A 21,745-nucleotide genomic window follows, 5' to 3' on the forward strand; every position below is an offset into this window, starting at 1 on the left:
GGTGGAGTCTTCGCCTATCCGCGCAGGTCGCGGGTTTCGACGTTGAGGTCTTCCCAGGCGCTGGCCAGGCGGCGAATCTCGCCCAGGTCGATCTGCGGATCGAGCAGCCGACGGTCGGGTTGAAAGTGCACGGTCGTCCCTGTCGTCTCGTCGTCGGCGATCTGCACAAGGTCCGTCACCGGCACACCGTGCTCATAGCGCTGACTCCACGAACCGCTTTCGCGACGGTTGACATGCACGAGCCACTCGCTGAGCGCGGCGACGACAGACATGCCCCGCCTCGGATGTTCGTCGGGCAGCGACTGCGCCTGTGGCGAATCGAAGAACCGGATGTCTTTGCTGCTCAGAACCGGCTTCTTCACGAAACGACCGCTCGGATCGCGGCGGGTGTCAGTGCCCCGTCCGTCATCGGCAATCGAGATCGATCCGCCTGCGAACACCGAGACACGACATCGGCCGCCGTGACCGCTTGCCGCTTCGTCCGCGACATAGGCCAGCACCTCGAGCAGCAGGTGGATCGCGCCGGTCGGCGCGAACCCGGCAGGGTCCCGCCAGATCGCGGTCAAGTGCGCGAGATCTACGCCGACCGCCCAGTCATGTGTGGTGTTACGCCACGGCATTGTCGCCACCGCACGACGCTACCAGCCAGAGGTCACCACGGCGGGGTTCGTACGCGGGATGGTCAGTCCGCCAGTGTGGTGGCCATCCAGTCGTGCACGCCGCCGTCATCGAAGGCGCCCCCCGTTCGGAGTATCACCTGGACGGCTCTGGTTTGCGTCCAGCGCACCGCCCTCTCGACGTCGATCTCGGCGGCGTCGGCGAAGATCTCGATCCGCCTGCGGAGGGCGCGGTCAGGGTCGGGCAGGTTTCGCAGCTCGGTCCACCGGTCACGGAGGTGAGTGAGGCAGCTGTCCAGGCGGTTCTGATCAACTCCTGGCGGAGCTCGGCACCGCCGCCGGTGTGCTCGCACACCCAGTCGAGTTCGTCGCCCAGCGAGATGCTGAAGTTGCCGGGATCGTCGGAGGAGACGACGACCGGGAGCCCGGCGGCTACGAAGCGCCGGGCCGGATGGTGCGCCGGGTCCACGATGCCTCCGATCCTTCGGTTGGACGTCGGGCACACCTCGATGACCGCTCCGGTGGAGCCGATGCGGCCCATCGCGTACGTCTGCCGTCGGCGTACCTCATCAAGGCGCGCCGCGTCGTAGTCGACGGTGACGGAGGCGCCGTCGGGTAGCGCGGCGAGGTCCGCGAGTTCGGTGCGGAGAGCCACGGGGCGCCGGGGGTTGGCCGCGTTGAAATCCTGTACCGCGTGGAATATCGCGGCGGCGTCCTTCGGTGGATGGCCCTCCTCGATGTTGCAGAAGTCGATGCCGGTCAGCACGTCGCCGCGGGTCCGAGTGCGATTTCCTGCACGGACTCCCAACCCGGCCACGGGTTTGTGCGGTTCAGCGAGATGGCCAGGCGTTCAGTTGGTCCGGCATCACCGTGGTGGTACGCGTCCAAACCGTATCGAGCACTGCCCGGTTCCGCGGCGTGTCGAGGTCAACTCCGAACAAGACGCGGTGTCCGGCGTAGCTGATTCCGTGTCGGATATGGTCGGCGTGGATGCCGCTCACGATCTCGGCCATCTCGGCCGCGATCTCGGCCGGCCCAGCGTCAGGATCGTTGAGCGCCAGGCTCAGGGCCATCAGGTTGCCCTTGGCTTGAAAGCGGTCGAAGCTTCCCCGCATCCTGGTCGCCGAACGACGAGAATCATGACGGTCCCAAGGCGAATGCGGTCGTCCACCCTGAGTCGTTGATCGCCGCCGACGCCCACACCCAGGCGGGACCCCGACGGCGAATCAGCTCAGTCGCGCATGTCGCATCGCTGTGTGCCGGTTGGTCAGTGAAGCACAGCGTGGTGCGTGCGATGGCGTACGGCAGTGCGTGGCGTTCCGCTCTCGAGAGCGGTTCAGTGAGCGTTTCGTCATAGGCATCGACGAGCTCTCGCAGCTGGCAACGCCGCCGGACCGACGTGTCGTCGCGCCCGAGTCGCTCGTTGGCATAGAAGAGCGTCAATGCAAGGTCATCGATCCGGGGCCGGTAGCCCATGAAGTCCAGGTCCGTGATGAGGACGATCCGGGAGCCTGTGAACCTCACGTTGTCGTCCCAGAAGTCACCGTGGACGAGCTGGCGGGGCAGCAGGTCGACGAGACCTGCCTCGGCTCTCTGCACCTGATGCGCCAACGTCTCGGCGACCTCGGCGTACCGGAATTCCTCGTTCGACAATTCGTCGGCGCGCAGCGCGGCCACCCATGCCCCTACCAGGTCGACCAGGCGAGCGGCGTCGACGTGATTGGCCACAGGAGCATGGGCAGCCGATTCGTTGACACTGGCGAGGCCGAGCCGGTTGTGGATCTGCGCGAGCACGGGCATCGCCAGGCGGATGTGCGCGAGGGACTCCATGTACATCTCCGACGGCACGAATTCGTCCGCCTCGATCAGGCGGCCCCCGAACTCACACCAGTCGCTGCCATCGATCGTCGGCCGGACAGGTGCGAACGGAATGCCAGCATCGATCAGGAATCGGCGGACCTTCTGCACGGCCGCCAACCGTGGAGCGGTCATCGACGGCCGGTACATCCGTACGACCAGCCGCTCATCCCCATGCGATACGAGCATGTTGAGGTTGAACGAGTCCCCGAGTTCCCGGTGCTCCGCTGCGGGTGGCAGACCGTAGGCTGCGCTGACGGCATCGATCAGCTCGCGGGACATCGTTCCACGGGACGGCTGGCCGGCCATGGTTCCTCCCTTCGAGCGACTCACTATGGGTGCCGTCGGCGGGCACCACTACCGTAACGAGTTCTCCCCAGACGAGTTCGGAGGCGACGTGGAGGGGCACCGGCTGGAGTTCAGAGAGTCCGAGAATCCGTGGGCGCCGACAGCAGTGGTCGCCGAGATCAACGAACGCAAGGAGTGCTTCCAACAGGCCAAGAACGAGGCCGGACCGGACCACTGCCGGGCCCGCAGTTTCCGCGCATGGTACGCCCACATCACCCTCTCGATGCTCGCTCTCACCTGGCTGGCCGTCACGAAGCCCTTGCCATAAAGGGGAAACCAGCCCAGCCGAACAAAACATGATCAATTACCCGCTACCGGAGATCCGCCGACTCCTCGTCAATCTGATCTTGCGACACGCCCCCGAACCCGATCACATCTGGGGATGGTCCCACTGGCGACGACGACGCCAACACCAAGCCCGCGAAAGCCACTACCAACGACGAGGACATCCACTCCCACAAGTGCCGTTGCAGATTAACCGCGATAGGTGTGTTGCTAGCCGGGGTCAGTGTGGGAGTCCGGCCCAGAAACCGCAGCGGTGGTCGGTGGCGTACGGCGTCGGGCCGATGCCACCGGTCGACATCCCGATCACGGTGCCTGCCGTGCCGAACTCGGGCCAGGGCGGCCGGCTGGGACCGTTCGGGTTGCCAGTGCCGGCGAACGCCGACCAATAGTCGACGATCGTCGCCGACAGCCGATCCTGATCAGCGGAGAGCTCCGGGTACGGGTTCGGCCAGAGGGGGTCGAGGTCCCACAGGTATGGCTGGTCCAGGCCATGGTAGGAGCCCATCGGGAACCCGTTTCGGTCCTGACCGCTGTCCTCGGCAAACTCGTAGGCGTAAACCGGCTGCTGCGCGGCGGCGGCCTCGGCCGTGCGCAGTACGGGACAAGCGCCGATGGCACCGCCCCAGTCGCTGAGCACCGCCGACAGGGCGAGCGCCGGGTTGTCGTAGTCGGTAAGCGGATACTCCGCGAGTACGACGCCGGCCCTGTCCCCGAATGTCTGGGTGATCATCGCGCGGTACTCCTGCTCGGTCAGGGCCGCTCTACCTGAGACGAACGACCGCATCTCGTCCCGGGTGCCGCCAACCATGAGCGGGACTCGAGCGGCCGATCCGTAGCGCAGCGCGTCGCCCGGCTGCTGCGGTAGCACCGATGTACCGGCGACCGGGTTCCACGGCCGGTCGCTCACCCGACCGTTGAGCTGCCAGCCGACGCCTGCGAGCGTTGTGAGGAGCTCGGCCGGGGTGCGCTCGCGAAGACAGGCGGCGACATCGGCCGCCATGTCACAGCCGAGATCCTCGGCGGCCCGGGCGCCGAACGCGTGGGCCTCGACCAGGGTTGGCACCCGGTTGTCGCAGGCACCGCTCTGCGTAATCGCCCGGTGGAATAGGCCACGCGATATCGGCGAGGCAAGCTGGGCACACACAGCTCGGGCGCCGCCAGACTGGCCTGCCAGCGTCACGTTGTCCGGATCGCCGCCGAAGTTGTCAACGTTGCGGCGCACCCAGCGCAGTGCGGCGGCCTGGTCCATGAGTCCATAGTTCCCTTCGCCGTGCTCCAGGGCGGGCGAGGCAAGGAAGCCGAGCGCACCGAGCCGGTAGTTCACCGTGACAACGATCAGGCGGCCCGAGGTCGCGAGCCGCGCGCCGTCGTGCTCCCGCGCACCGCCGGAGTTCAACCCGCCGCCGTGCAGCCATACCAGGACTGGAATGCGCTCCCCCGGTCGGACATCCGTGGGCAGGGTGACGTCGAGATAGAGGCAGTTTTCCGTACCCACCATGCCCTCGGGTCCGCCCTGCGGGCAGTACGGACTCGGCCTCGTGGCGTCGCGGACCCCAGACCAGGCCCGCGGACGTGCCGGCGGTCGCCATCTGCGCCCGTCGACAGGGGGCGCGGCGTACGGGACGGCGGAGTAGTTCACGTGGTCATCGGTGACGCTGCCGCGCAGCCACCCGGACTCCACCCGGACCACGCCCGGGCCTGGATGGCGTGGGACGGCCGAAGCCGGCGAAGCGACAAGAGTCGCAGCCGCAACCACAGCGACCGCGAGCAGAGACATGGCACGAACGCGAGTCGACATACCGGCAAGTCTTGTCGGCCTGGACAATAGGCGCGTACGTCGACAGTCCCCACTTCCGCTACGTCACAGTACGTACATCCCATCCGAGAGATGCCCCGACGATCTCATCGTCAAGAGCCACAACGAGAGGTGCGACCGACCCACTCGCGGAGCCGGTGCTTGATTCCGCGCCGGCCAGGACGATCAGGCACCGGTGACAACGCAGTTCGCCTTCGGATCCACCAGCGCCGCAGGTGCCAGGCCTCCGCGCGAACGGGCGTCGTCTGCACCAGCAGACGATGGTGTGGAGCCCCTGATCGGCCACTCCGGTTGTCACCGGCGTGGCCGATCCTGTGCGGCTACCGGACGGGGCGATAGGTCGCGATCAGTGCCCCACTGCTGGTCGGCTGGGCTTCGAGCAGGTCGAACTTCGTCAGCGCGGAGTCGTCGGCGAAAAGCCGCCTGAGACCCCCGCCGGCGACGACCGGGCTGATCATCAGGGTGAGTTCGTCGAGCAGCCCTTGCTCGATCAGTGATCGGACCAGCCCAATGCTGCCTGCTACGCCGATGGTGCCGCCGTCCTGCTGGCGCAGGTCCGCGATGAAGTCGGTCAGAGAGCCCTTGATCAGCGTGCTGTTCGACCACTCGTCCACCGAGTCGAGAGTGGTGGAGGCGACGTACTTCTGGGTGTTGTTGATGAAGCTGGCGAACGGTTCGTCGGTCGATGTCGGCCAGTACTCCGCCCATTCGGAGTACGTCGCCCGGCCGAGCAGCACGGCGTCCTGTCCGTCGAGCATGCGGGCCAACGCCGCACCCATCTCCTCGTCGAAACTTGGCTGCCACTGGTCGGGCGCCTCGACCACACCGTCGATCGAGCTGAACAGTCCTGCGTAGATCTTGCGCATGCGACGAAACTCCTTCTGGGCACCCGAAACGGGCTGATGGACGACGTACTCAGTTGATCCGAACTTGCTCGACGTCGAGCGCGAGCATCGCGGACCGACCTGGCGAGGTTCTCACAGCCCCTGGCACACGACGTACGCCTGGAAGCGGCGGTGGGAATACGTCGACCGACGTAGGTACGTCGGTCGCCCGGGTTTCGTCGTCGAAGCTCGACGCTACAGTCCGTCGGCGCACCGAGCGATCTTGCCGCCTGTCGGTCGTCGGAGGGCATCGGGATCTACGACGTCGCCTGCCTTTCAAGAGCGGCAGATAAGGCCGGCAGCCGGGTCGAGGAAGCTTTGCCCGGTTGGACGCCCGCGTCCAGGATCGCCGCGATGTTCCGGCGGGCGTCGGCGCGTTTGCGATCAGTCCCGTCCGCCTGGTCGGCCGTGGTCACCATGGACCGGCCTCCCGTCTACGCGTACAGCATCGTACGGGTTAGCACCTCGGGCCCGGCACGCCAGCTTTCCACAGGTGCGGCGGTTGTCACGGCTGCCTTGTCGGGTGGCGCGAACGCCACTGGTCGACGCTCAGGCGGTACAACACGTGCGGGCGCAGTGCATGGCGGGGGAAAGCCGCGGGTGGTCGAAGTCGTCCGCCGGATCGTGCGACATGCCGAGCCGGCGCATGACGGCGTGCGACCGCGTGTTCGACACTGCCGTCACCGACCGATCGTGGTGATGCCGACGCTGGTGAATGCGTACGCCAGAGCCGCCTTCGCCGCCTCGGTCGCATAACCTGGCCCATGCGCTGCGGGCAATTCGGTACGCGATCTCGATCGCGGGCGTGAAGTGAGCATCCAACGTCTGGTAGAGCAGCCCGGCGCAGCCGATGTACTCACCCGTCTCAGCCAACTTCACAGCCCACATACCGTGCCCGCGCTCGGAAGTCCCGGCCTCTATGACGATGACGAACCCGTCGCTCTGCTCGCGGGTACTCGTTGTCGGGTGAGGCGGGACAGTGGTTCGATCGGTCAATCCAGTCGGCTGCTGTCCATGGTCGTCCTGCGCTCCTGTTGGTAATCCGGTTAGCAAGTCGGAGCGGCGGAATAGCCGAGGAACCGGGGAAGTTGGAGGCGATCATGCGCTATGGAATCTATGTCCCGTCGTTCGGTGCGTACGGCGACCCGGCCGTCCTCCGCGACCTGGCGGTCGCCGCCGAGTCCGCAGGTTGGCACGGCTACTTCATGTGGGACCTCATCAGTCCGGGCCAGTATGACCCGCCGGTCGCCGACCCGTGGGTAGTGCTCGCCGCGATCGCCCAGGCAACAGGGACCATCCAACTCGGGCCGATGGTCGTCCCGCTACCGCGACGCCGACCGGCGAAGCTCGCACTGGAGGCGGGCACGCTGCAGTCTCTGTCAGGGGGCCGGCTGATCCTCGGCCTCGGAACAGGCGTCGGGTGGGACTACACGAACCACGGCGAGTCAGCGAAGCGCTCTGAGCTCGCCGCGCGGCTTGACGAGGGCGCCACGCTGATCCACGCGCTGCTGTCTGGTGAGCCTGTCGAGCACATCGGGACGTACTACCAGGCCACCGGCGTCCGATTCCCGCCCACGGACGTCCCTGTGTGGACGAGCGGGTTCTGGCCACGAAAGGCACCCGTGCGTGGCGCGCGGAACGCCAACGGCTTGTTCCCGCAGATGCGTGACAAGACCGACGACTTCCGGCTGCCAACGCCGTCCGAAGTCCGCGGGATCCGCGCCGAGTTCATCCGAGCCGGCGGTCATGCCGACGGCGACATTGCGATCTGGTCGCCGAACAACGCCGCCGCGCCGGCCGCCGCACCGGCGAAGGAGTACGAACAAGCCGGCGTCACCTGGTGGTTCCAGGACGGCTCGGAACTCTCGCCGGATGATCTGCTCAAACGCATCGCCAATGGCCCACCGGCCGGCTAGCACCACCGCTGAGCGCGCGAGGGATCGAACCCGACGGTCAGACCCGAAAAGAGCTTGGGAGCCTACGAGCGCAGGCGTCCACGCCTGCGAGGGACGTGTAGACGCCTGTACGGCAGGTGGACTTGGTGACTCATGGCTCTGCTGCTTCTCGTCTGGCGCGGTGCTGGTGTCGTCGACGCCCAGGTTGACCAGCGCGGTCCAGTGTGTGAGGTCGCTGATCGGCTTCATGATGCCTGACGCACATCTCCGCGGACCGCCGTCGCATGGCTTACTGGATCAGTGAACGCCGACTTCGCCGACACGGTGCGCGCCGGCGCTCGGCGTCGACCATCACGCGCGGACAGGAACGGGTAGTGGCCTGGCTCTGGGAAGATCAGCGCCACGAACCCACCCTGTGCGGGAGGCGGGCCGAGACCTTGTCATCCGGTGTCGCCTGGCTTGAGCAGGTACCTCCCCGCGGGCCATCCGATGCCGGGCACGGTGGCCACGATGCCGCCGTCAAAGTTGCTCGGACAGCTCGGGCGGAAGGTCAAGCGCGTGTTGCCGGCGCGGTTCTCGTACGCTCACTTTGCTGTGTGGCCGTCTGCATCGTTTGTGATAGCACGACGCCCTCGACTTTTGGCGAATACCCCGCCGGACGCGGTTCGTTACTCATCTACGCCTCCCGTTCGAGCAACCTGACCTCGCGTCAGCTGTGATTACCGCGGGGCGCCGGCCTGGTGATCCTGGCTCCGAGCAGTTGGGCAAGCACGGACGCTTCGCTGATCTCGGATTCCTTCGTGGCGGTGAGCAGCGTCAGGGTTCGCATCTTGGCAAGCTCTCGTGGGTGCGCCAGACCCGCCGCCCGTTCCGGATCTTTCGGTTCGCTGCGGTAGCGACGTCCGAACGTTCGGTGTGTAGGTGACCCAGGCCGGGAACGGCGGCAGGCCATCGGCATGCTTCAGCGCGCATTCGACGCGGGTGTGCCGTTCGCCTGGGTCACCGCCGACGAGGCGTACGGGCAGGTCAAGGACCTACGTGCGTGGCTGGAAGAACACGACGCAGCTCATGTGCTGGCCACCAAGTGCACCGACACCGTCATCACAGGCGCTGGCGGCGATGGGCGGGTCGACGAACTCGTAGCACAGCTCCCGGCTCGGGCATGGCGACGCTTCTCGATCGGGCCGGGCGCGCACAGGCCTAGCACCTATGACTGGGCCCGAGTCCCGATCCGGATCGGCTGGCAGGCAGGCCGCGGGCACTGGCTGCTGGCCCGCCGATCGATCAGCGACGCGAGATCGCCTACTACGTCTGCAATGGCCCACGGCGGGCGAGGCTGGCCGATCTGGCCCGCATCGCCGGATCACGGTGGCGAATCGAGGAATGCTTCCAACAGGCCAAGAACGAGGCCGGACCGGACCACTGCCGGGCCCGCAGTTTTCGCGCATGGTACGCCCACATCACCCTCTCGATGCTCGATCTCACCTGGCTGGCCGTCACGAAGCCCTTACCATAAAGGGGAAACCAGCCCAGCCGAACAAAACATGATCAATTACACGCTACCGGAGATCCGCCGACTCCTCGTCAATCTGATCTTGCGACACGCCCCCGAACCCGATCACATCTGGGGATGGTCCCACTGGCGACGACGACGCCAACACCAAGCCCGCGAAAGCCACTACCAACGACGAGGACATCCACTCCCACAAGTGCCGTGGCAGTATTAGGTCAGCCGCGACGGCTGGCGTGGGGGTTTCACCGCGGGCGGTTGTCCCAGAGAAAGTCGACGTATCCATCCGGTACGTCGATCCCTTCGTTGAGCATCCAGTGGACGCGGCTCGAGCCGACGAGCGCCAAGGTGATGCGGTAAGCGCGGACGACCACGTGCGCGGGAAACGTCCCGCCGAGACCGGAGAGATACTCGGCCAGGAGATCCCGCTGCGTGCTCAGCGCCAGATGGGCAAGGTCGGCCCCTACGGGCGCGAGCCCGAGAGTCCCCCAGTCGAGCGTCGCCGTATCCGAGCCGGACTCCCTCAGGTTCGCCTGATGAAAGTCGCCATGAGACAGAACCGGAGAAACCTCCGCCAGCTCGGCGAGGAGGTCGTGACGTGCGTCCCACAAGAACTTCGCCCTGCTGTCTGAATGGACGTTCGACCAGTCGAGATCGGATGCTTCGATCCGCTGGGCCAACTGGTGCCCGCTCAGCCATGCCACGTTCGGCGGCTCGGCGAGGGCCTGCCACGTGCCGAGCTGACGAGCTGCCGTATGCACGTCCGCGGGAGTGTCGCCCACATCCTCGAGGTAGATCGTCGACCCGGACACCCCGTAGCACTGCGGGGCGCGCAGGCCGGGGCCGGCCGGCAACACACCCGAGCCGTAGGCCTTGATCTCCCGCTTCCAGTAGGTCCAATGGGACGGCTCGCGAGCACCATGACAGTGCCTACCCGAACTCAAGGGACGGAACGTCTTGCGGATGACCCTGAGCTCGTCGAGTCGGCGGCCGTCGCGCTCGCGAGTCTGGATGGTCAGCCGTGCGACCGCTGCGGTCGCCGCGCCGGTACCGCCGTGCATCGGATGGGTGGTGAGGTTGACGACGCTGCAGGCGTCTCGCCCCGTCAGGTTGACGAGCACGGACGCCGGAATCTCCACGGACATTGGACGCCTCCCGCGTCGTGCCGTCAACGAAGTAGTCGCTCGACAGGCTCTGGAGGTCCGAGGCTGGTCGGAGTCGTCGCCGCTCGCACGTACTCGACGCCCGCCGGCCACCGGGCGACGTGCTGGGCACCATTGTCCGCGTCATAGCTGACATAGCTCACCTCGTCGATGCCCACCGCGACAAGCGTGAACTCGCCCACCACGGGTTGCCACCCGATCTGGCTGGCGACCGCGGCGGCATAGCGCTCATGCACGGCACGGTCGTTCTCGCGGCGTGCCGAGCCGCGCACCTTGATCTCGGCCGTCGGCTCTGGGCCGGTCACCACGCTGTGGAGCAGGATCCGCGAATCGCGCTGCAGGTCGTGTGCCTTGGTGGACGTCCGCATCATCGACAGGTACAGGTCGCCATCCATGACCAGCGGTTCGACGCCACTGATGCGTGCCGTACCGTCGCGCCGGGTCGTGCCCACCAGGAGCACACCGGGCTTGATCAGTTTCTCGTACGCAACAGTGGCGAGCGCGGGTTGACTCTCTGTCAGCTCAGACCAGTTCATCGGTCCTGGCTACACCTCTCCACCGACAGGGCGTTCTCTCCATCGACGCGTAGGCTCGGCAGATGAGGTTCGCCGGCGTCCGGACGCGTTCTGCCGGCCCTGATGATCGGGACTTCATCTTCGCGACCGGCGATCGACGTTCCGTGCGTACGTGGAGAGGATCTCGGGCTGGGACGATGCCCAGCAACGCGTAGCCACCAATGAGGAGCTGGGGAGACTGCCTGACGACGGAGTGGCACGCAGGCGAACTCAGTGGGCCGTGAAGAAGCCCAGATGCGGAAGAAGTCGCTCGACCGCGTCGATGATCCCTCGTGCTGCGGTCACGGCCCCGTCGGCCTCCTCCTTGTCGGCTCTGTCCCCGGGATGGCTCGGGTACTCCAGTTCGTTGCGACGACGCCGTAGCATGCCGTACGCCTTGAACGGATCACCGAACTGCGCGCGGACCGCCCGCTCGACCACCAGATGTCCGCCGGCGGTGGTCGGACGCAGGCCCTGCTGCGCGAGCAGGGCGGTGCATCCGTAGCGCGCGGCGTCGTAGGCGAGGACGTAGGCGCTTTCGGGATCGTTGTCGACCAGCGAGGCGGCGGTCTGCACAGTACGACGCGCGCGGGTGAGCCATGCGCCCCCATCGGCCTGTGCGCCGCTGACGTCCTGCAGTCCGGCTTCGGCAAGGAACCGTTCGATCTCGGCCTCTCCTGCCCGCCACCTGCTCATGGCTCTCCCCTCTCAGCGGGTTGGTCGCGGTCGATCACGGTCACGGTCGGGCTGGACTTGACCTGCTCGACCAGCGCGTCACCGGCATCCCGCCACCGCTGAACGGATCTGATGGTCGGGTTCACCGCGAATCCCAGCCGCTGCTCCGCCCTCTCTGCCGCCTCGTAGACGGTCGCGCGGTCCGGGCGACCCACCACGAGCACGTCCAGGTCCTGGGGCATCGGCCCAGTCTCACCGTCGTACCGCCGGGCCCACGAACCGTAGATCAACACGAGGTCCACCCGCTCAAGCCCGGCGAACTCGTCGGCCACCACGGTGTGCGGCCCGAACGTCACGGTCAGGAGCTGCGACAACGGCCCGAACGCCCGATGGCCGGTGTTGGCGCGGAGCAGCCTTGACCGGCCCACCGTCCGTCCGACCAGCAGATCCGCGTCCACCAGGCGTTGCGCCTCACGGTGCAGCGTCGTCAGGGGTACTCCCAGCCGGCTGGCCACCTCGGTGACCGTGTAGTCCCGCTCCGGGTGCAGCAGTAGCAGGGTCAGCAGATCGGCCTGGGCCCGCGATCGGAAGATCGGCAGCAGTGCCGGCGCTTCGCTACGCATAACTGGAAGATATAACCCATCTAACGGGAACGTCCAGTGGCGACACGCCAATCCGTCGTCCCGCTACGCGTCGAACGAGCCGCTTTGCCCCGGATGGAGCCGGAAGCCGGCGAGCGCACTGTTCGGCAGGCTCTTGTAGAACGCGTTGGCCTCCGGTGTCGACAACAGGTCTATCCGCTCGGCCCCGCTGGCCTTGAACAGCTCACCGATCAGCCGCCGTCCCACGCCTCCCCTGCGGTGGTCGATGGCGACCACCAGGAAGGTCAGGTACGCATGGTGACGGTCGCTCAGCAGGTGTGCCGCACCCACCACGCGCCCGTCCCGGACCGCGACCCTGGAGAAGACCCCGGGCGCGGCGGAGAGCCGCAGCACCCGGTCAGGATCGGAGAATGTCGGCCACCCCTCGGCCTCGGCCAGGGCGGACACGCCCGAAGCATGCCCTGACTCGAACGGCATGATCGCGGTCCCAGGTCCAGCTGCCGACATCGCCACAGGTTCGGGCACCAACCGACCCGGCGCAAATGGTTATCTGAGCGTCAGGCCGACTCGCGAGGGAACGCGCCGGGCTGAACCCGATCCCTGTCCCGGCGACCGGAACTGTCATGCTCCAGCCATGGACCCAGCGGTCATCACCGAACGCGTCGCGCCGCCCTTGATCGCGGGCGAACGCGAGATGCTGCGTGCCTACCTCGACTTTCACCGCTCGACCCTTGCGATGAAGTGCGACGGCCTGTCCGACGAGGACCTGCGCCGCCAGTCGATGCCGCCCTCGACGCTTTCCCTGCTCGGTCTGGTGCGCCACATGGCCGAGGTGGAGCGTGCGTGGTTCCGCCGGGTGATCGCCGGTGAGGACATCCCCCTCGTGTGGTCGCCCGAGGGAGATTTCCAGGTGGCGTACGACGCTTCGAAGGCCACCAGGTCGGAGGCGTTCGACGCCTGGCAGGCCGAAGTCGTCCACTCCCGAAGGATCGAGGCCGAGGCGGAGTCGCTCGACGTGACCGGCCATCAGGCCAAGTGGGGCGAGGATGTGTCGCTGCGACTGGTGATGCTGCACCTGATTCATGAGTACGCCCGCCACAACGGCCACGCCGACTTCCTGCGCGAGGGTATCGACGGGACAGTCGGGGCCTGACAGCACGGCCAGGCCCCTTCGCGTGGTGTCGTTACTCGTCTTCGCGCAGTGCGGCGAGTTGGGCCCTGCTGATCGTCTTTCGGTCCTCGGTCACCCACCCTTGCGCGACGAGGAACTCCAGGTGCGTCTGGTTCTTGATGTGGACCGCGCCTGCGAAGGTGACGGCGAAGATCGCGGACTCTCCTTCGACCTGCACCTGTTGGGCGGGAAGACCTGCCATGACTGCGTCCTCCAGTTCAGCTGTGGACCCGGGTGGAAGTGGCCCGTTCTTGCGGACCCGTAGCGTCGCCCACGACGTTTCGCCGGGGATCCCGTCGGCGTCGTCGCCGGTGTAGCCGAGGCTGCGTTGGTAGTGCGCGTACGCCGACCTGCTCGCCGTCGTGAACTCGCGGGTCTCGGGCGCGTCGTGTCCCGTCGCCGCCAGCCGCATGTTCATCCGGCCGATGGTGTTGCTCCTGCGACCGATCCGGAAGTGCGCGGCACCGGGGAAGGCGATGTACGGCGACGGTCCTGGTGGCCGGTAGGCCGGCGGCTTCTCCTCGAACGAGATGTGCACGTGGTTGGCGTGCGACTCACCCGGGTAGTCGTGCCAGCCGCCATAGGCGTAGCCGTCCGGGTTGTTCGACTGGATCAGCTGATCGTAGATGACGTAGTCGATGCCGAGTCGCTTGTGGTTGGCCCAGGCGTACTCCGCGACGGTCTCGTTCCAGCCCGTACGAATCGGTCCCGGGTTGTCCGGACCGCCGCCGCGGGAGTAGGCCATCAGGTCGAGTGCCTTGCCGGCCTTGTGGTCACCGGAGGCGCCGATACCCCAGGCGAAGTAGATTTCGTACCTCGCGGCGAACTCCTCGAACACCGCCTTCGTGTGTGCACGGACATCGCCAAGGTCTGTCTCCAACGGGACACGCCGTGCCATGAGACCCCTCCCGTGTGCCCAGCCGTGTGGCCCAGCAAGGCCATGCCGTGTGGCCCAGCCATCGGCCCTGCCGTGTCGCGATGCACGCCCTGTCATGCACCGCCGCAGAGCCTAGGGGCGTTCGCGGCAGTGATCCAGTTCTGATCCCAGCGATCTGGGACATCCGCCAGGTACGTGTTCCGCCACACCGCCGACCGACCCGGCCGGACCGCGCTCACCAGGTGTCGTACCACCGGGCGGCGACGGGTTCGGTGATCTCCCGGATCACCTTCTGGTCATCTTCGGTCAGGCGCGTGCGCCACGCGTTGACCAGTGCGGAGCTGTTGCGCCGCAGCACATGCAGCACTGGCTGGTCGGGTGTGACGACGTTGTGGGCGCCGGTGTACTCCTCCACGATCCGCTCCAGATTCCGGGGTACGCCGAGCCCGCAGCGGCGATAGGTCTGGAGCAGGACGGAGTACGGATCGACCGCGAAGTCCTCCATCCGGACGACCTCCGCCCTCGCTCCCGCGTCGAGTTGCACGTTGAGCATGCGGACCAGACAGGCCCAGGTGGCGGCGCCGGCGGGTACGAGGTCGGCCTCCTCCCAGGCGCGCCGCGCGAGGATCTCGGTGACGACCGGATCGCCGAACCCCTCCTGCGCCCGGAACGACTCCAGCGCCGCGCGCGGGTGCATCGACCGTCGTTGCAGGCTGGCGACCCAGGCACAGGGGTGCCGGAGCGTCACCACGATCGGGTTCATGGTGAGCGCATGGTTGGCCCACCCGAGCGCGAGCAGGAGGAACGGATCCTTCACGATCACCGTGAACCCGAACGGACGCAGGGTCCGGATGTTGTCCCGGTTCGTCCGCATGCGCTGGTGGTTGGCGGGGAGCGGCTTGCCGTGACCGAGCCACTGGCCCTCGCCCGTCCGCAGGAACCGCCGCAGGACCTGGGCCGCCGGATGAGCGGTGTCGGACGGGGTGAGGTACGGAAAGCGGTGGGGAACTCCGACGAGCCCCCAGTCGAGGTTCAGCGGCTCGTGGACCAGGAAGGTGTGCGGTGCGTGGAGGAGCAGCCGGCCCATGATCGTCGTGCCCGAGCGGTGCGGGCCGGTGACCACGACGACGTTGCGTAACGGTTGACCCTCCGCCCGTGGCTCGAACCATCGGCCGACCGGCACTGCGGAAAGGGTCCGCACGGCTGCCTGTCGTGCAGCCTCGCGGATGGCCCTGTGCGTACGGCCTCTCGACGTCGACACCGGCCAGAGCTTACTTGACTCAAACCTCTTTACCCGCAACGGATGACAACGCGTGACCCTGGGCCTTCACGAGCAGGGACCATCCGGCTCCCCACCGCATCTTTCGGCCCTAGGACCAGGCGGTGCCGGGCCGCATCGTAGTGATGGCACCCATCGGCGAGGCCGCGACCGGCACAGCGCCGACGCCGGTGGGTGCCTCTCTCCTTCTGGCGAACGAGAGCTGTGCGACAGAAAGCCCCTGTTGCTCGAGGAGGTCGGCCGTGGTGGTGGTGGCGCCCGAACGTCCGGCAAGGAAGCGGCGGGTACGCGGGCTCCGGCTGAGGTTCGGCAGCCGTCCACCACGGCCGCGTCGCGGGCGGAGCCGGCCTCTGACGCTCCTTCCCCAGGGTTTCATCCTGCTCGGCGTCACGTTCGCGATCATCCTCGCACCGGGCGGTTCGATGGTCGGCGGCGTCAGCCGGGTCCTCTGCGCGCTCGGTGTCACCGGTTGGGCAGTGCTCGCCGACCGCTGGGCGGACCTTCGGCCACGGGCCAGCATGGCGATCGCGTTCGGTACGGCCGGAACCGTGCTCGGCGGAGGGATCGGCATCCCGCACGCCGTGGAGGACGGACTGTCTCTCCGTTCCGCCGCCGGCCTGTGTGCCTTGCTGGTGGGACTCACCCTGCTCGTCCTCGGGCTGATCACGCTGCTGCGGACGATGCCGTTCCGCGCGCGCCTGCTGGTGTTCGCCTGCATCCCGTTGAGCCTGTTGTTCGTGATGACGCCGCTGGTAACGACCGTGGCCGGGGTCAACCCGCCGCCGACCATGTTGGGGCTGACGACACCCGCCGACCGCGGACTCGCCTATGACGACATAGAACTCCTGACCAACGACGGGCTCGTCCTGCGGGGCTGGTACGTACCCTCCCGCAACCATGCGGCCGTGGTGCTCATGCACGACAGTGGCGGCACCCGGTCGAGCGTGCTCGTCCATGCCGTTGCCCTCGCCCGCATGGGTTACGGCGTCCTGCTCTTCGACGCGCGCGGCCACGGGGACAGTGAGGGCGACGCGATGACGCTGGGCTGGGGACGGGAACGCGACGTCGCCGCCGCGGTGACGTTCCTGTGGTCGCGTGACGACGTGGACCCGGCGAAGATCGGGTTGTTCGGCCTCGGCAGGGGCGGTGAGGCGGCCCTCACCGAGGCGGCGTCGGACGATCGCGTCAGTGCCGTCGTCGCCGAAGGGCCCGGCCGCAGGACTCCGGTGGATACCGTCACCCTGCCCTTCGGTCCGGCGGGCTGGGCCCAGGGTTTCAACGAGATGGTCAGCTACGCCGGAACCGCGTTGCTGCGTCAGGCCCTGCCGCCGCGGAGCCTGCAGGGAGCGATCAGGAGCACCGCTCCGCGTTGGGTCATGTTGATCGGCGAGCAGGGCAGCATCGACGCGAGTCGCGTCTACCAGCAGGGCTCGCGCACCAACGTGGTCGTGTGGGAGCTTCCTGACACTCCCCCGTCGCAGGCGTACGACCTGCACGCGGCGCCGTGGGAGGAGGAGGTCACGACGTTCTTCGACCGCACGCTCTTCCCCCGCACGGTGCCGCGCCAATAGCCGGCATGGGTGAGGACCGGGAGGAGCGGTCGGCCGTCGCCCCGGGAGGGATCGGCGCGCCGCTCCACCTCGAGGGGACAGGTGTCGTCCTGCCGGTGGATCGGGTCTTCGCGATCGTCGATGCGGTCGTGGCGATCGCGATGACCATCATCCTGCTCGACATCAGGATCACACCCGGGCTCGACGACGGCCCGCTCCGGGACGAGTTGTACCGCACCGTGCCTGATCTCTGGGCGTTCGCGCTGAGCGTCGTGGTGATCGGTCTGTTCTGGCGGCACCATCACATGGTGATGCGGCACGCCGCCCGGATCGACGCGCCCCTGCTCTGGCTCAACTTCGCGTTCATCGCCATGGTGTCGCTGATCCCGTTCCCGACCTCCGTGCTGGAGGACTACGTGACGAAGCCGGTCGGTCCGACGCTGTACGCGATCGTGATCGCCGCCCTGGCCTCCGTCCTGGTCCTGATGTGGCTCCACCTGACCCGGGAGGCCGGGCCCGCGCACGCGCCGATCACCGGGACCGCCAGACTCCGGCCGCTCGTCATGCAGCTGATCGTCGTCATCGTGTTCCTCGCCTCGATTCCGGTGGCCCTGAGTGCGCCTGCCCTGGCGCCGTACGTCTGGCTGGCCGTACCCCTGCTCAGCGTCATCGCCGTACTCCTCCTGCGCCGACACGACCGGGCGAGTCAGAACCGGGCGAGTCAGGACCGGACGAGGCAGGACCGGCCAGGGAACGGCCCGTCGATTTCTGGTTGACCCAACCCCAGGCGCCTGGTTGCATGAGCCGCCGCGTCGCGGCCGTCGACACGGTTCGCGCCCCCGAAGCCCAGAGAAGATAGGCCTTGACCAGCGACCTCCACCACGGCTCCGTCACCAGGCTCGCTGAGCTGATCCGCGGCGGCGCGCTCTCGTCGTACGACCTCGTGACCGCGCACCTGGCGCGCATCGAGCGGCGCAATCCGTCGCTCAACGCCGTGATCGAGATCGCCGACTCCGCCGTCGCACAGGCGCTGGAGGCCGACCGCGCGACCGCGCGTCGCGAGGTGACCGGACCGCTGCACGGCGTCCCGTTCACCGTGAAGGACGTCTACGCCGTGTCGCCGGAGACCGCCCAGCTGCGGGCCGCTCCCGGAATGCCACCGCGCCCCGACCGGCCGACCGCCGATCGAGACGTCGCGCCCGCCCGGGACGCCACGGCCGACCGGGACTCCACGGCCGTCGCGCGGCTGCGGGCCGCCGGCGGGATCCTCGTGGGGGTCACGAAGGCCACCCTGTGGACCGACCGCGAGGCCCACTGGGGCGTGACACACAATCCGTACGACCTCAGCTGTACGCCGGGAGGCAGCAGCGGAGGTGAGGCGGCCCTCGTCGCGGCGGGCGTGTCCCCACTTGGCATGGGCAGCGACTCCGGCGGCAGCCTGCGCCAGCCGGCGCACTTCTGCGGGGTGGCGACGATCCGCCCTTCGAACGGCCGTGTGCCCCGCGCCACGGACGCCGACGGGATGTATGACCCCCGCACCGTCGCCGGTCCCCTCGCCCGCACCGTGGCCGACGTCGGGCTGGCCCTGTCGATCATCAGCGGCGCCGACTGGCACGATCCGACGACACTGCCGGTACCGCTCGGCGACTGGCGTGCCGTCGAGCTGGCAAGCCTGCGGGTCGCCGTCCACGCCGACAACGGCCTCGTCCCGGCGACGGCGGAGACCGTCGCGACGGTACGCCGGGCCGCCGACGTCCTCGCCGACGCCGGAGCCCAGCTGACCGAGGTCGTGCCACCCGAGCTCGACCTGGCGTGGGACATCACGCTCGACTACTGGCGCAGGTGCGGTGGCGACGGGACTCTGCGGGACTACTTCGGGCTCCTCGACCGGTGGCAGGACTACCAACGGACGGCAGGGGCGTTCATGCGGGCGTACGACCTGATCCTCTGCCCGGTCGAGGCATCCCCGGCGCCGCGGCGAGGAGGCGGCGCCGATGGGAACGGCGGGGGTGGCGGGGACCGCCGCGAGCAAGGGGTTCCGGAGTTCACCTACACGGCACCGTCGAGCCTGCTCGGCTGGCCGGCCGCCGTCGTTCGCGCCGGAACCTCGCGCGGCGGACTCCCGATCGGCGTCCAACTGATCGCCGGGCCGCTCCGCGACGACGTGGCGCTCCGGGCGGCGGCCGCCGTCGAGGCGGCGACCGGAGGGTGGCAGCCGGCCGCCGGCATGGCGTGAAGCTCACACGGCTACCGGGACGGCCCCAGTGCCAGAGTCAGGAGGTCGACCGGTCCCACTGCGGCGCGACCCCCGGCTCGACGAGTCCGAAGTCGGGTGCGCCGGTCAGGGCCTGCTCCTCACCGCCTGGTACGTACGTCACGATCAGCCGGAGTGGGCGCCAGCTCGTGTTCAGCGTCGAGTGGTAGGCCGCGGTCGGCACGTGGACCGCGTCACCCTCCCGGATCACGAACGGTTCCTCGTCGTGGACCATCTGCAACGCCTCGCCGGAGATGACGTAGATGACTTCTTCGGCGTCGGGATGGTTGTGCCGGGCGTGTCCACGGCCGGGGTTGACGATCACCTCGCCGAGACTCGACGCTGCGCCATCGATGCGCTGCGGCGTCACGAACCACTTGATCGAGCCCCAGTCGAACGTCATGGTGGTCAGTTCGTCTGGCCGGATCCGCACGCGAGCCCCTCTTTCGACGACAACGGTCTCGACAGCCTGCGACGCTCGGTGGGCGACGCTTCGGCACGCGACAGCTCAGCTGAGCGGCGAGGGAGATTGGTCCCCCGGGCGTACCGTCAGACGGTTACCCGGGGGCGCCTTGTTTCTACGGCTTCGGCGCGGCGTTGTCAACGCTCCGCTGGATTCTCGCACGCGACCCTCGCTCCGCCAGATCGCCTGCGCACCTGCGCGTGCCTGCCTATCCCGCATCGCGGTGACCCACGACTCGGGACACTCGCCGGCGATGCCACGCAACTGCTCCGACTCGTCGAGCAGGGCCCGCAGCAACGCCCGCTGCGCCACCAACCTGCGGGGACGTCCGTACGCATCGAGCAGGCAACCGTGGCGGCTGACGTAGACATCACACCCGTCGAACGGCGCGCCGCCGTCCGCCTCCAGGACACCGAACGCTTCAGGCAGGCGGACGCGGTCATAGCTGGGCTCGGTACGGTCCACGGCGGCGAGCTGGACGGGATCCAACCACACCACGAAGGCGTGCCCCATCCCGCCATCGGTGGGTACGGGCGTGGCAGGTACGTAGCCCGGCCGGCTCACGTGCGCGGAGACACCCGCGGCGAGGCCGTGGAGTTCGACGTACGCCATGGGAACGACCAGCGGATCGGGTGCGGAGCGCCCGGCAGGGGCGAGCTTGGCGCGGAGCTGCGCGGGTGCGGCGTTCGATCCGACCGCGACCACGGGCGTGCGGTGCACGAGGGGCGCGACGTGCAACCGGGCGAGTTCGGCGTCCACGGCCGCCCAGGGAATCTCGCGGTAGCGGGGACCGACGACCAGTCCGGATGAGGATGGCGTCGTCCCTGGATAGGTGAGCGGCGAGGTGTACGGAGTCTCCTCGGCATCGCCCGGGCGCGGATCGGCGGCGGTCATGAGTCGACGACCGCGAGTTCAGCGACGATGGTGCGGTGGTCCGCTCCCTGGATCGTGCGTTCCGCCACCGAGACGGCGGCCAGTCCGTCGCCGTGCAGCACATGGTCGAGCTGGATCAGTGGTGGCAGCGTCGGCCTCCCTGCCGGCCAGGTTGGCGCCCAGCCGCGACCGAGCTCCGCGTGACTGTCGACCAGGCCGTCGTCCAGGAGCGACCGCATCGGCGCGTGGTCGAGGGTCGCGTTGAAGTCGCCGAGCAGCACCGCGTCCGCACCGGTCTCGGTCGCCTCATCCCGCAACGCCCGCAGGTCGAGGTCCCAGCGGCGCGGATCGCCGGCCGGATAGAACGTGTGCACCGCCACGAGGCGTACGACGTGACCGCCGACGTCGATCCCGGCCGTCACCTGGGGCCAGGTGGTGGGCCGGTCGAGGACTCGCGCGTCGATCAGCGGCCGACGAGAGTAGAGCGCCGTGTCGGCTTCGGGTCGCACGATGCGGTACGGCATCAGTTCCCGCAGACCCGCGCCGTCGAGGGCATGGGCGCTGTCCGGCGTCATCTCCTGCACGGCGAGGACGTCCAGCCGGGCCGTACGCACGAGGTCGACCAGCGCCGCCTCGTCAATCCTGCCCAGGTAGGCGTTGCTCGTCGCCACCCGCAGCCTCGGCGCCGTCGCCGGAACATCCCTCGCGTCCGGAACGAACCGCGGAAGAACCATGGCGAGTTCCACCCCCAGCAGGACGGCTGCCACCAGGGCCAGGCAGCGAGCCTTCACCCCGAGCAGAACAAGGGCGACGATCGCCGTACCGGCGGCGACGTACGGCAGGCCGGCCATGGGCAGGGCAACGGCAGTCCCCGCATCGAGTCCAAGGAGCCGTGCGGCCGTCAGAGCCGCACTGGCGGCCAGGGCGAGTCCGCAGCCCACCAGTGCAACGAGTCGGCGGGTGATCCTCGTCGGTGCGGGTGAACTGTGCTCAGGCTCCACCTGCGCCGTGGCCTCCGTCGGCGCGCCGTCGGGCAGGACGGGGGCGTCGGCCGCCTGAACGCCCATCCTCG

The 21,745-nt window shown here is 68.2% G+C and carries 23 protein-coding genes and 2 pseudogenes; 7 read left to right on the plus strand and 18 right to left on the minus strand.

What is annotated here, in order from left to right; all coding sequences use genetic code 11:
* Window positions 1-14: 14 nt before the first annotated feature.
* From ABN034_RS10240 to ABN034_RS10255, 4 genes are all read right to left on the minus strand, one after another.
* Window positions 15-500, minus strand: a complete 486-nt coding sequence (locus ABN034_RS10240; protein WP_349690754.1) for a hypothetical protein — start codon at window positions 498-500, stop codon at window positions 15-17.
* 253 nt (window positions 501-753) lie between these two features.
* The gene (locus ABN034_RS10245; RefSeq protein WP_349690755.1) at window positions 754-1,383 is read right to left on the minus strand and encodes a hypothetical protein; all 630 of its coding nucleotides are present in this window, start codon (window positions 1,381-1,383) and stop codon (window positions 754-756) included.
* A 64-nt stretch (window positions 1,384-1,447) separates the two neighbouring features.
* The gene (locus ABN034_RS10250) at window positions 1,448-1,732 is read right to left on the minus strand and encodes a hypothetical protein (RefSeq protein ID WP_349690756.1); all 285 of its coding nucleotides are present in this window, start codon (window positions 1,730-1,732) and stop codon (window positions 1,448-1,450) included.
* Between the two features lie 22 nt (window positions 1,733-1,754).
* Window positions 1,755-2,783, minus strand: coding sequence for a phosphotransferase enzyme family protein (locus ABN034_RS10255; protein WP_349690757.1), 1,029 nt, complete (start codon window positions 2,781-2,783; stop codon window positions 1,755-1,757).
* 169 nt (window positions 2,784-2,952) lie between these two features.
* Here ABN034_RS10255 and ABN034_RS10260 point away from each other — a divergent pair.
* A pseudogene (locus ABN034_RS10260) lies at window positions 2,953-3,090 on the plus strand (IS701 family transposase); the annotation flags it as partial.
* A gap of 237 nt (window positions 3,091-3,327) precedes the next feature.
* Here the strand turns inward: ABN034_RS10260 and ABN034_RS10265 are convergent.
* The 3 genes from ABN034_RS10265 to ABN034_RS10275 form a co-directional block, all read right to left on the minus strand.
* Window positions 3,328-4,884 carry a carboxylesterase/lipase family protein gene (locus tag ABN034_RS10265; RefSeq protein ID WP_349690758.1) on the minus strand — a complete coding sequence of 519 codons (1,557 nt, stop codon included), beginning with the start codon at window positions 4,882-4,884 and terminating at the stop codon, window positions 3,328-3,330.
* Between the two features lie 359 nt (window positions 4,885-5,243).
* A complete protein-coding gene (locus ABN034_RS10270) occupies window positions 5,244-5,789 on the minus strand; it encodes a dihydrofolate reductase family protein (protein WP_349690759.1) in 546 nt (181 codons plus the stop codon).
* 567 nt (window positions 5,790-6,356) lie between these two features.
* Window positions 6,357-6,860, minus strand: a complete 504-nt coding sequence (locus tag ABN034_RS10275) for a GNAT family N-acetyltransferase (protein WP_349690760.1) — start codon at window positions 6,858-6,860, stop codon at window positions 6,357-6,359.
* A 47-nt stretch (window positions 6,861-6,907) separates the two neighbouring features.
* Between ABN034_RS10275 and ABN034_RS10280 the strand changes: the two genes are divergently transcribed.
* On the plus strand, window positions 6,908-7,723 hold the full coding sequence (locus ABN034_RS10280) for an LLM class flavin-dependent oxidoreductase (RefSeq protein WP_349690761.1): 816 nt from the start codon (window positions 6,908-6,910) through the stop codon (window positions 7,721-7,723).
* Between the two features lie 688 nt (window positions 7,724-8,411).
* On the opposite strand, the gene ABN034_RS10285 is transcribed toward ABN034_RS10280, so the two are convergent.
* Window positions 8,412-8,660: a DUF488 family protein gene (locus ABN034_RS10285; RefSeq protein WP_349690762.1), complete on the minus strand. Its 249-nt coding sequence runs from the start codon at window positions 8,658-8,660 to the stop codon at window positions 8,412-8,414.
* On the opposite strand from ABN034_RS10285, the pseudogene ABN034_RS10290 reads away from it, so the two are divergent.
* A pseudogene (locus ABN034_RS10290) lies at window positions 8,644-9,218 on the plus strand (IS701 family transposase); the annotation flags it as partial. The gene ABN034_RS10285 and the pseudogene ABN034_RS10290 sit on opposite strands and share 17 nt — an antisense overlap.
* Window positions 9,219-9,457: 239 nt before the next feature.
* Here ABN034_RS10290 and ABN034_RS10295 read toward each other — a convergent pair.
* The 5 genes from ABN034_RS10295 to ABN034_RS10315 form a co-directional block, all read right to left on the minus strand.
* Window positions 9,458-10,357 (minus strand): phosphotransferase, encoded by a 900-nt coding sequence (locus ABN034_RS10295; protein WP_349690763.1) that lies wholly within the window; start codon window positions 10,355-10,357, stop codon window positions 9,458-9,460.
* Window positions 10,358-10,380: 23 nt separating this feature from the next.
* Window positions 10,381-10,911 carry a pyridoxamine 5'-phosphate oxidase family protein gene (locus tag ABN034_RS10300; protein WP_349690764.1) on the minus strand — a complete coding sequence of 177 codons (531 nt, stop codon included), beginning with the start codon at window positions 10,909-10,911 and terminating at the stop codon, window positions 10,381-10,383.
* A 249-nt stretch (window positions 10,912-11,160) separates the two neighbouring features.
* A complete protein-coding gene (locus ABN034_RS10305; RefSeq protein WP_349690765.1) occupies window positions 11,161-11,625 on the minus strand; it encodes a HEPN domain-containing protein in 465 nt (154 codons plus the stop codon).
* The gene (locus tag ABN034_RS10310) at window positions 11,622-12,227 is read right to left on the minus strand and encodes a winged helix-turn-helix domain-containing protein (RefSeq protein WP_349690766.1); all 606 of its coding nucleotides are present in this window, start codon (window positions 12,225-12,227) and stop codon (window positions 11,622-11,624) included. Before ABN034_RS10310 ends, ABN034_RS10305 begins: the two co-directional genes overlap by 4 nt.
* A gap of 63 nt (window positions 12,228-12,290) precedes the next feature.
* Window positions 12,291-12,653 carry a GNAT family N-acetyltransferase gene (locus ABN034_RS10315; RefSeq protein WP_349690767.1) on the minus strand — a complete coding sequence of 121 codons (363 nt, stop codon included), beginning with the start codon at window positions 12,651-12,653 and terminating at the stop codon, window positions 12,291-12,293.
* A gap of 187 nt (window positions 12,654-12,840) precedes the next feature.
* Between ABN034_RS10315 and ABN034_RS10320 the strand changes: the two genes are divergently transcribed.
* Window positions 12,841-13,359: a DinB family protein gene (locus tag ABN034_RS10320; RefSeq protein ID WP_349690768.1), complete on the plus strand. Its 519-nt coding sequence runs from the start codon at window positions 12,841-12,843 to the stop codon at window positions 13,357-13,359.
* A gap of 31 nt (window positions 13,360-13,390) precedes the next feature.
* Here ABN034_RS10320 and ABN034_RS10325 read toward each other — a convergent pair whose 3' ends face one another.
* Both ABN034_RS10325 and ABN034_RS10330 read right to left on the minus strand, forming a co-directional pair.
* The gene (locus ABN034_RS10325) at window positions 13,391-14,275 is read right to left on the minus strand and encodes a peptidoglycan-binding protein (protein ID WP_349690769.1); all 885 of its coding nucleotides are present in this window, start codon (window positions 14,273-14,275) and stop codon (window positions 13,391-13,393) included.
* A gap of 214 nt (window positions 14,276-14,489) precedes the next feature.
* Window positions 14,490-15,437, minus strand: a complete 948-nt coding sequence (locus tag ABN034_RS10330) for a hypothetical protein (protein ID WP_349690770.1) — start codon at window positions 15,435-15,437, stop codon at window positions 14,490-14,492.
* 338 nt (window positions 15,438-15,775) lie between these two features.
* Between ABN034_RS10330 and ABN034_RS10335 the strand changes: the two genes are divergently transcribed.
* From ABN034_RS10335 to ABN034_RS10345, 3 genes are all read left to right on the plus strand, one after another.
* The gene (locus tag ABN034_RS10335; protein ID WP_349690771.1) at window positions 15,776-17,104 is read left to right on the plus strand and encodes a CocE/NonD family hydrolase; all 1,329 of its coding nucleotides are present in this window, start codon (window positions 15,776-15,778) and stop codon (window positions 17,102-17,104) included.
* A 5-nt stretch (window positions 17,105-17,109) separates the two neighbouring features.
* Window positions 17,110-17,859 (plus strand): TMEM175 family protein, encoded by a 750-nt coding sequence (locus ABN034_RS10340; RefSeq protein ID WP_349690772.1) that lies wholly within the window; start codon window positions 17,110-17,112, stop codon window positions 17,857-17,859.
* 86 nt (window positions 17,860-17,945) lie between these two features.
* Window positions 17,946-19,319, plus strand: a complete 1,374-nt coding sequence (locus ABN034_RS10345; RefSeq protein WP_349690773.1) for an amidase — start codon at window positions 17,946-17,948, stop codon at window positions 19,317-19,319.
* A 37-nt stretch (window positions 19,320-19,356) separates the two neighbouring features.
* Here ABN034_RS10345 and ABN034_RS10350 read toward each other — a convergent pair whose 3' ends face one another.
* The 3 genes from ABN034_RS10350 to ABN034_RS10360 form a co-directional block, all read right to left on the minus strand.
* Window positions 19,357-19,770 carry a cupin domain-containing protein gene (locus ABN034_RS10350; RefSeq protein ID WP_349690774.1) on the minus strand — a complete coding sequence of 138 codons (414 nt, stop codon included), beginning with the start codon at window positions 19,768-19,770 and terminating at the stop codon, window positions 19,357-19,359.
* Window positions 19,771-19,845: 75 nt separating this feature from the next.
* On the minus strand, window positions 19,846-20,694 hold the full coding sequence (locus ABN034_RS10355; RefSeq protein WP_349690775.1) for a hypothetical protein: 849 nt from the start codon (window positions 20,692-20,694) through the stop codon (window positions 19,846-19,848).
* Entirely contained in the window at window positions 20,691-21,740 is a 1,050-nt protein-coding gene (locus ABN034_RS10360; protein ID WP_349690776.1) for an endonuclease/exonuclease/phosphatase family protein, read from the minus strand. Before ABN034_RS10360 ends, ABN034_RS10355 begins: the two co-directional genes overlap by 4 nt.
* Window positions 21,741-21,745: the final 5 nt, after the last annotated feature.

The organism is Actinopolymorpha sp. B11F2 (assembly GCF_040195635.1).
In the GTDB taxonomy this organism is placed as follows: domain Bacteria; phylum Actinomycetota; class Actinomycetes; order Propionibacteriales; family Actinopolymorphaceae; genus Thermasporomyces.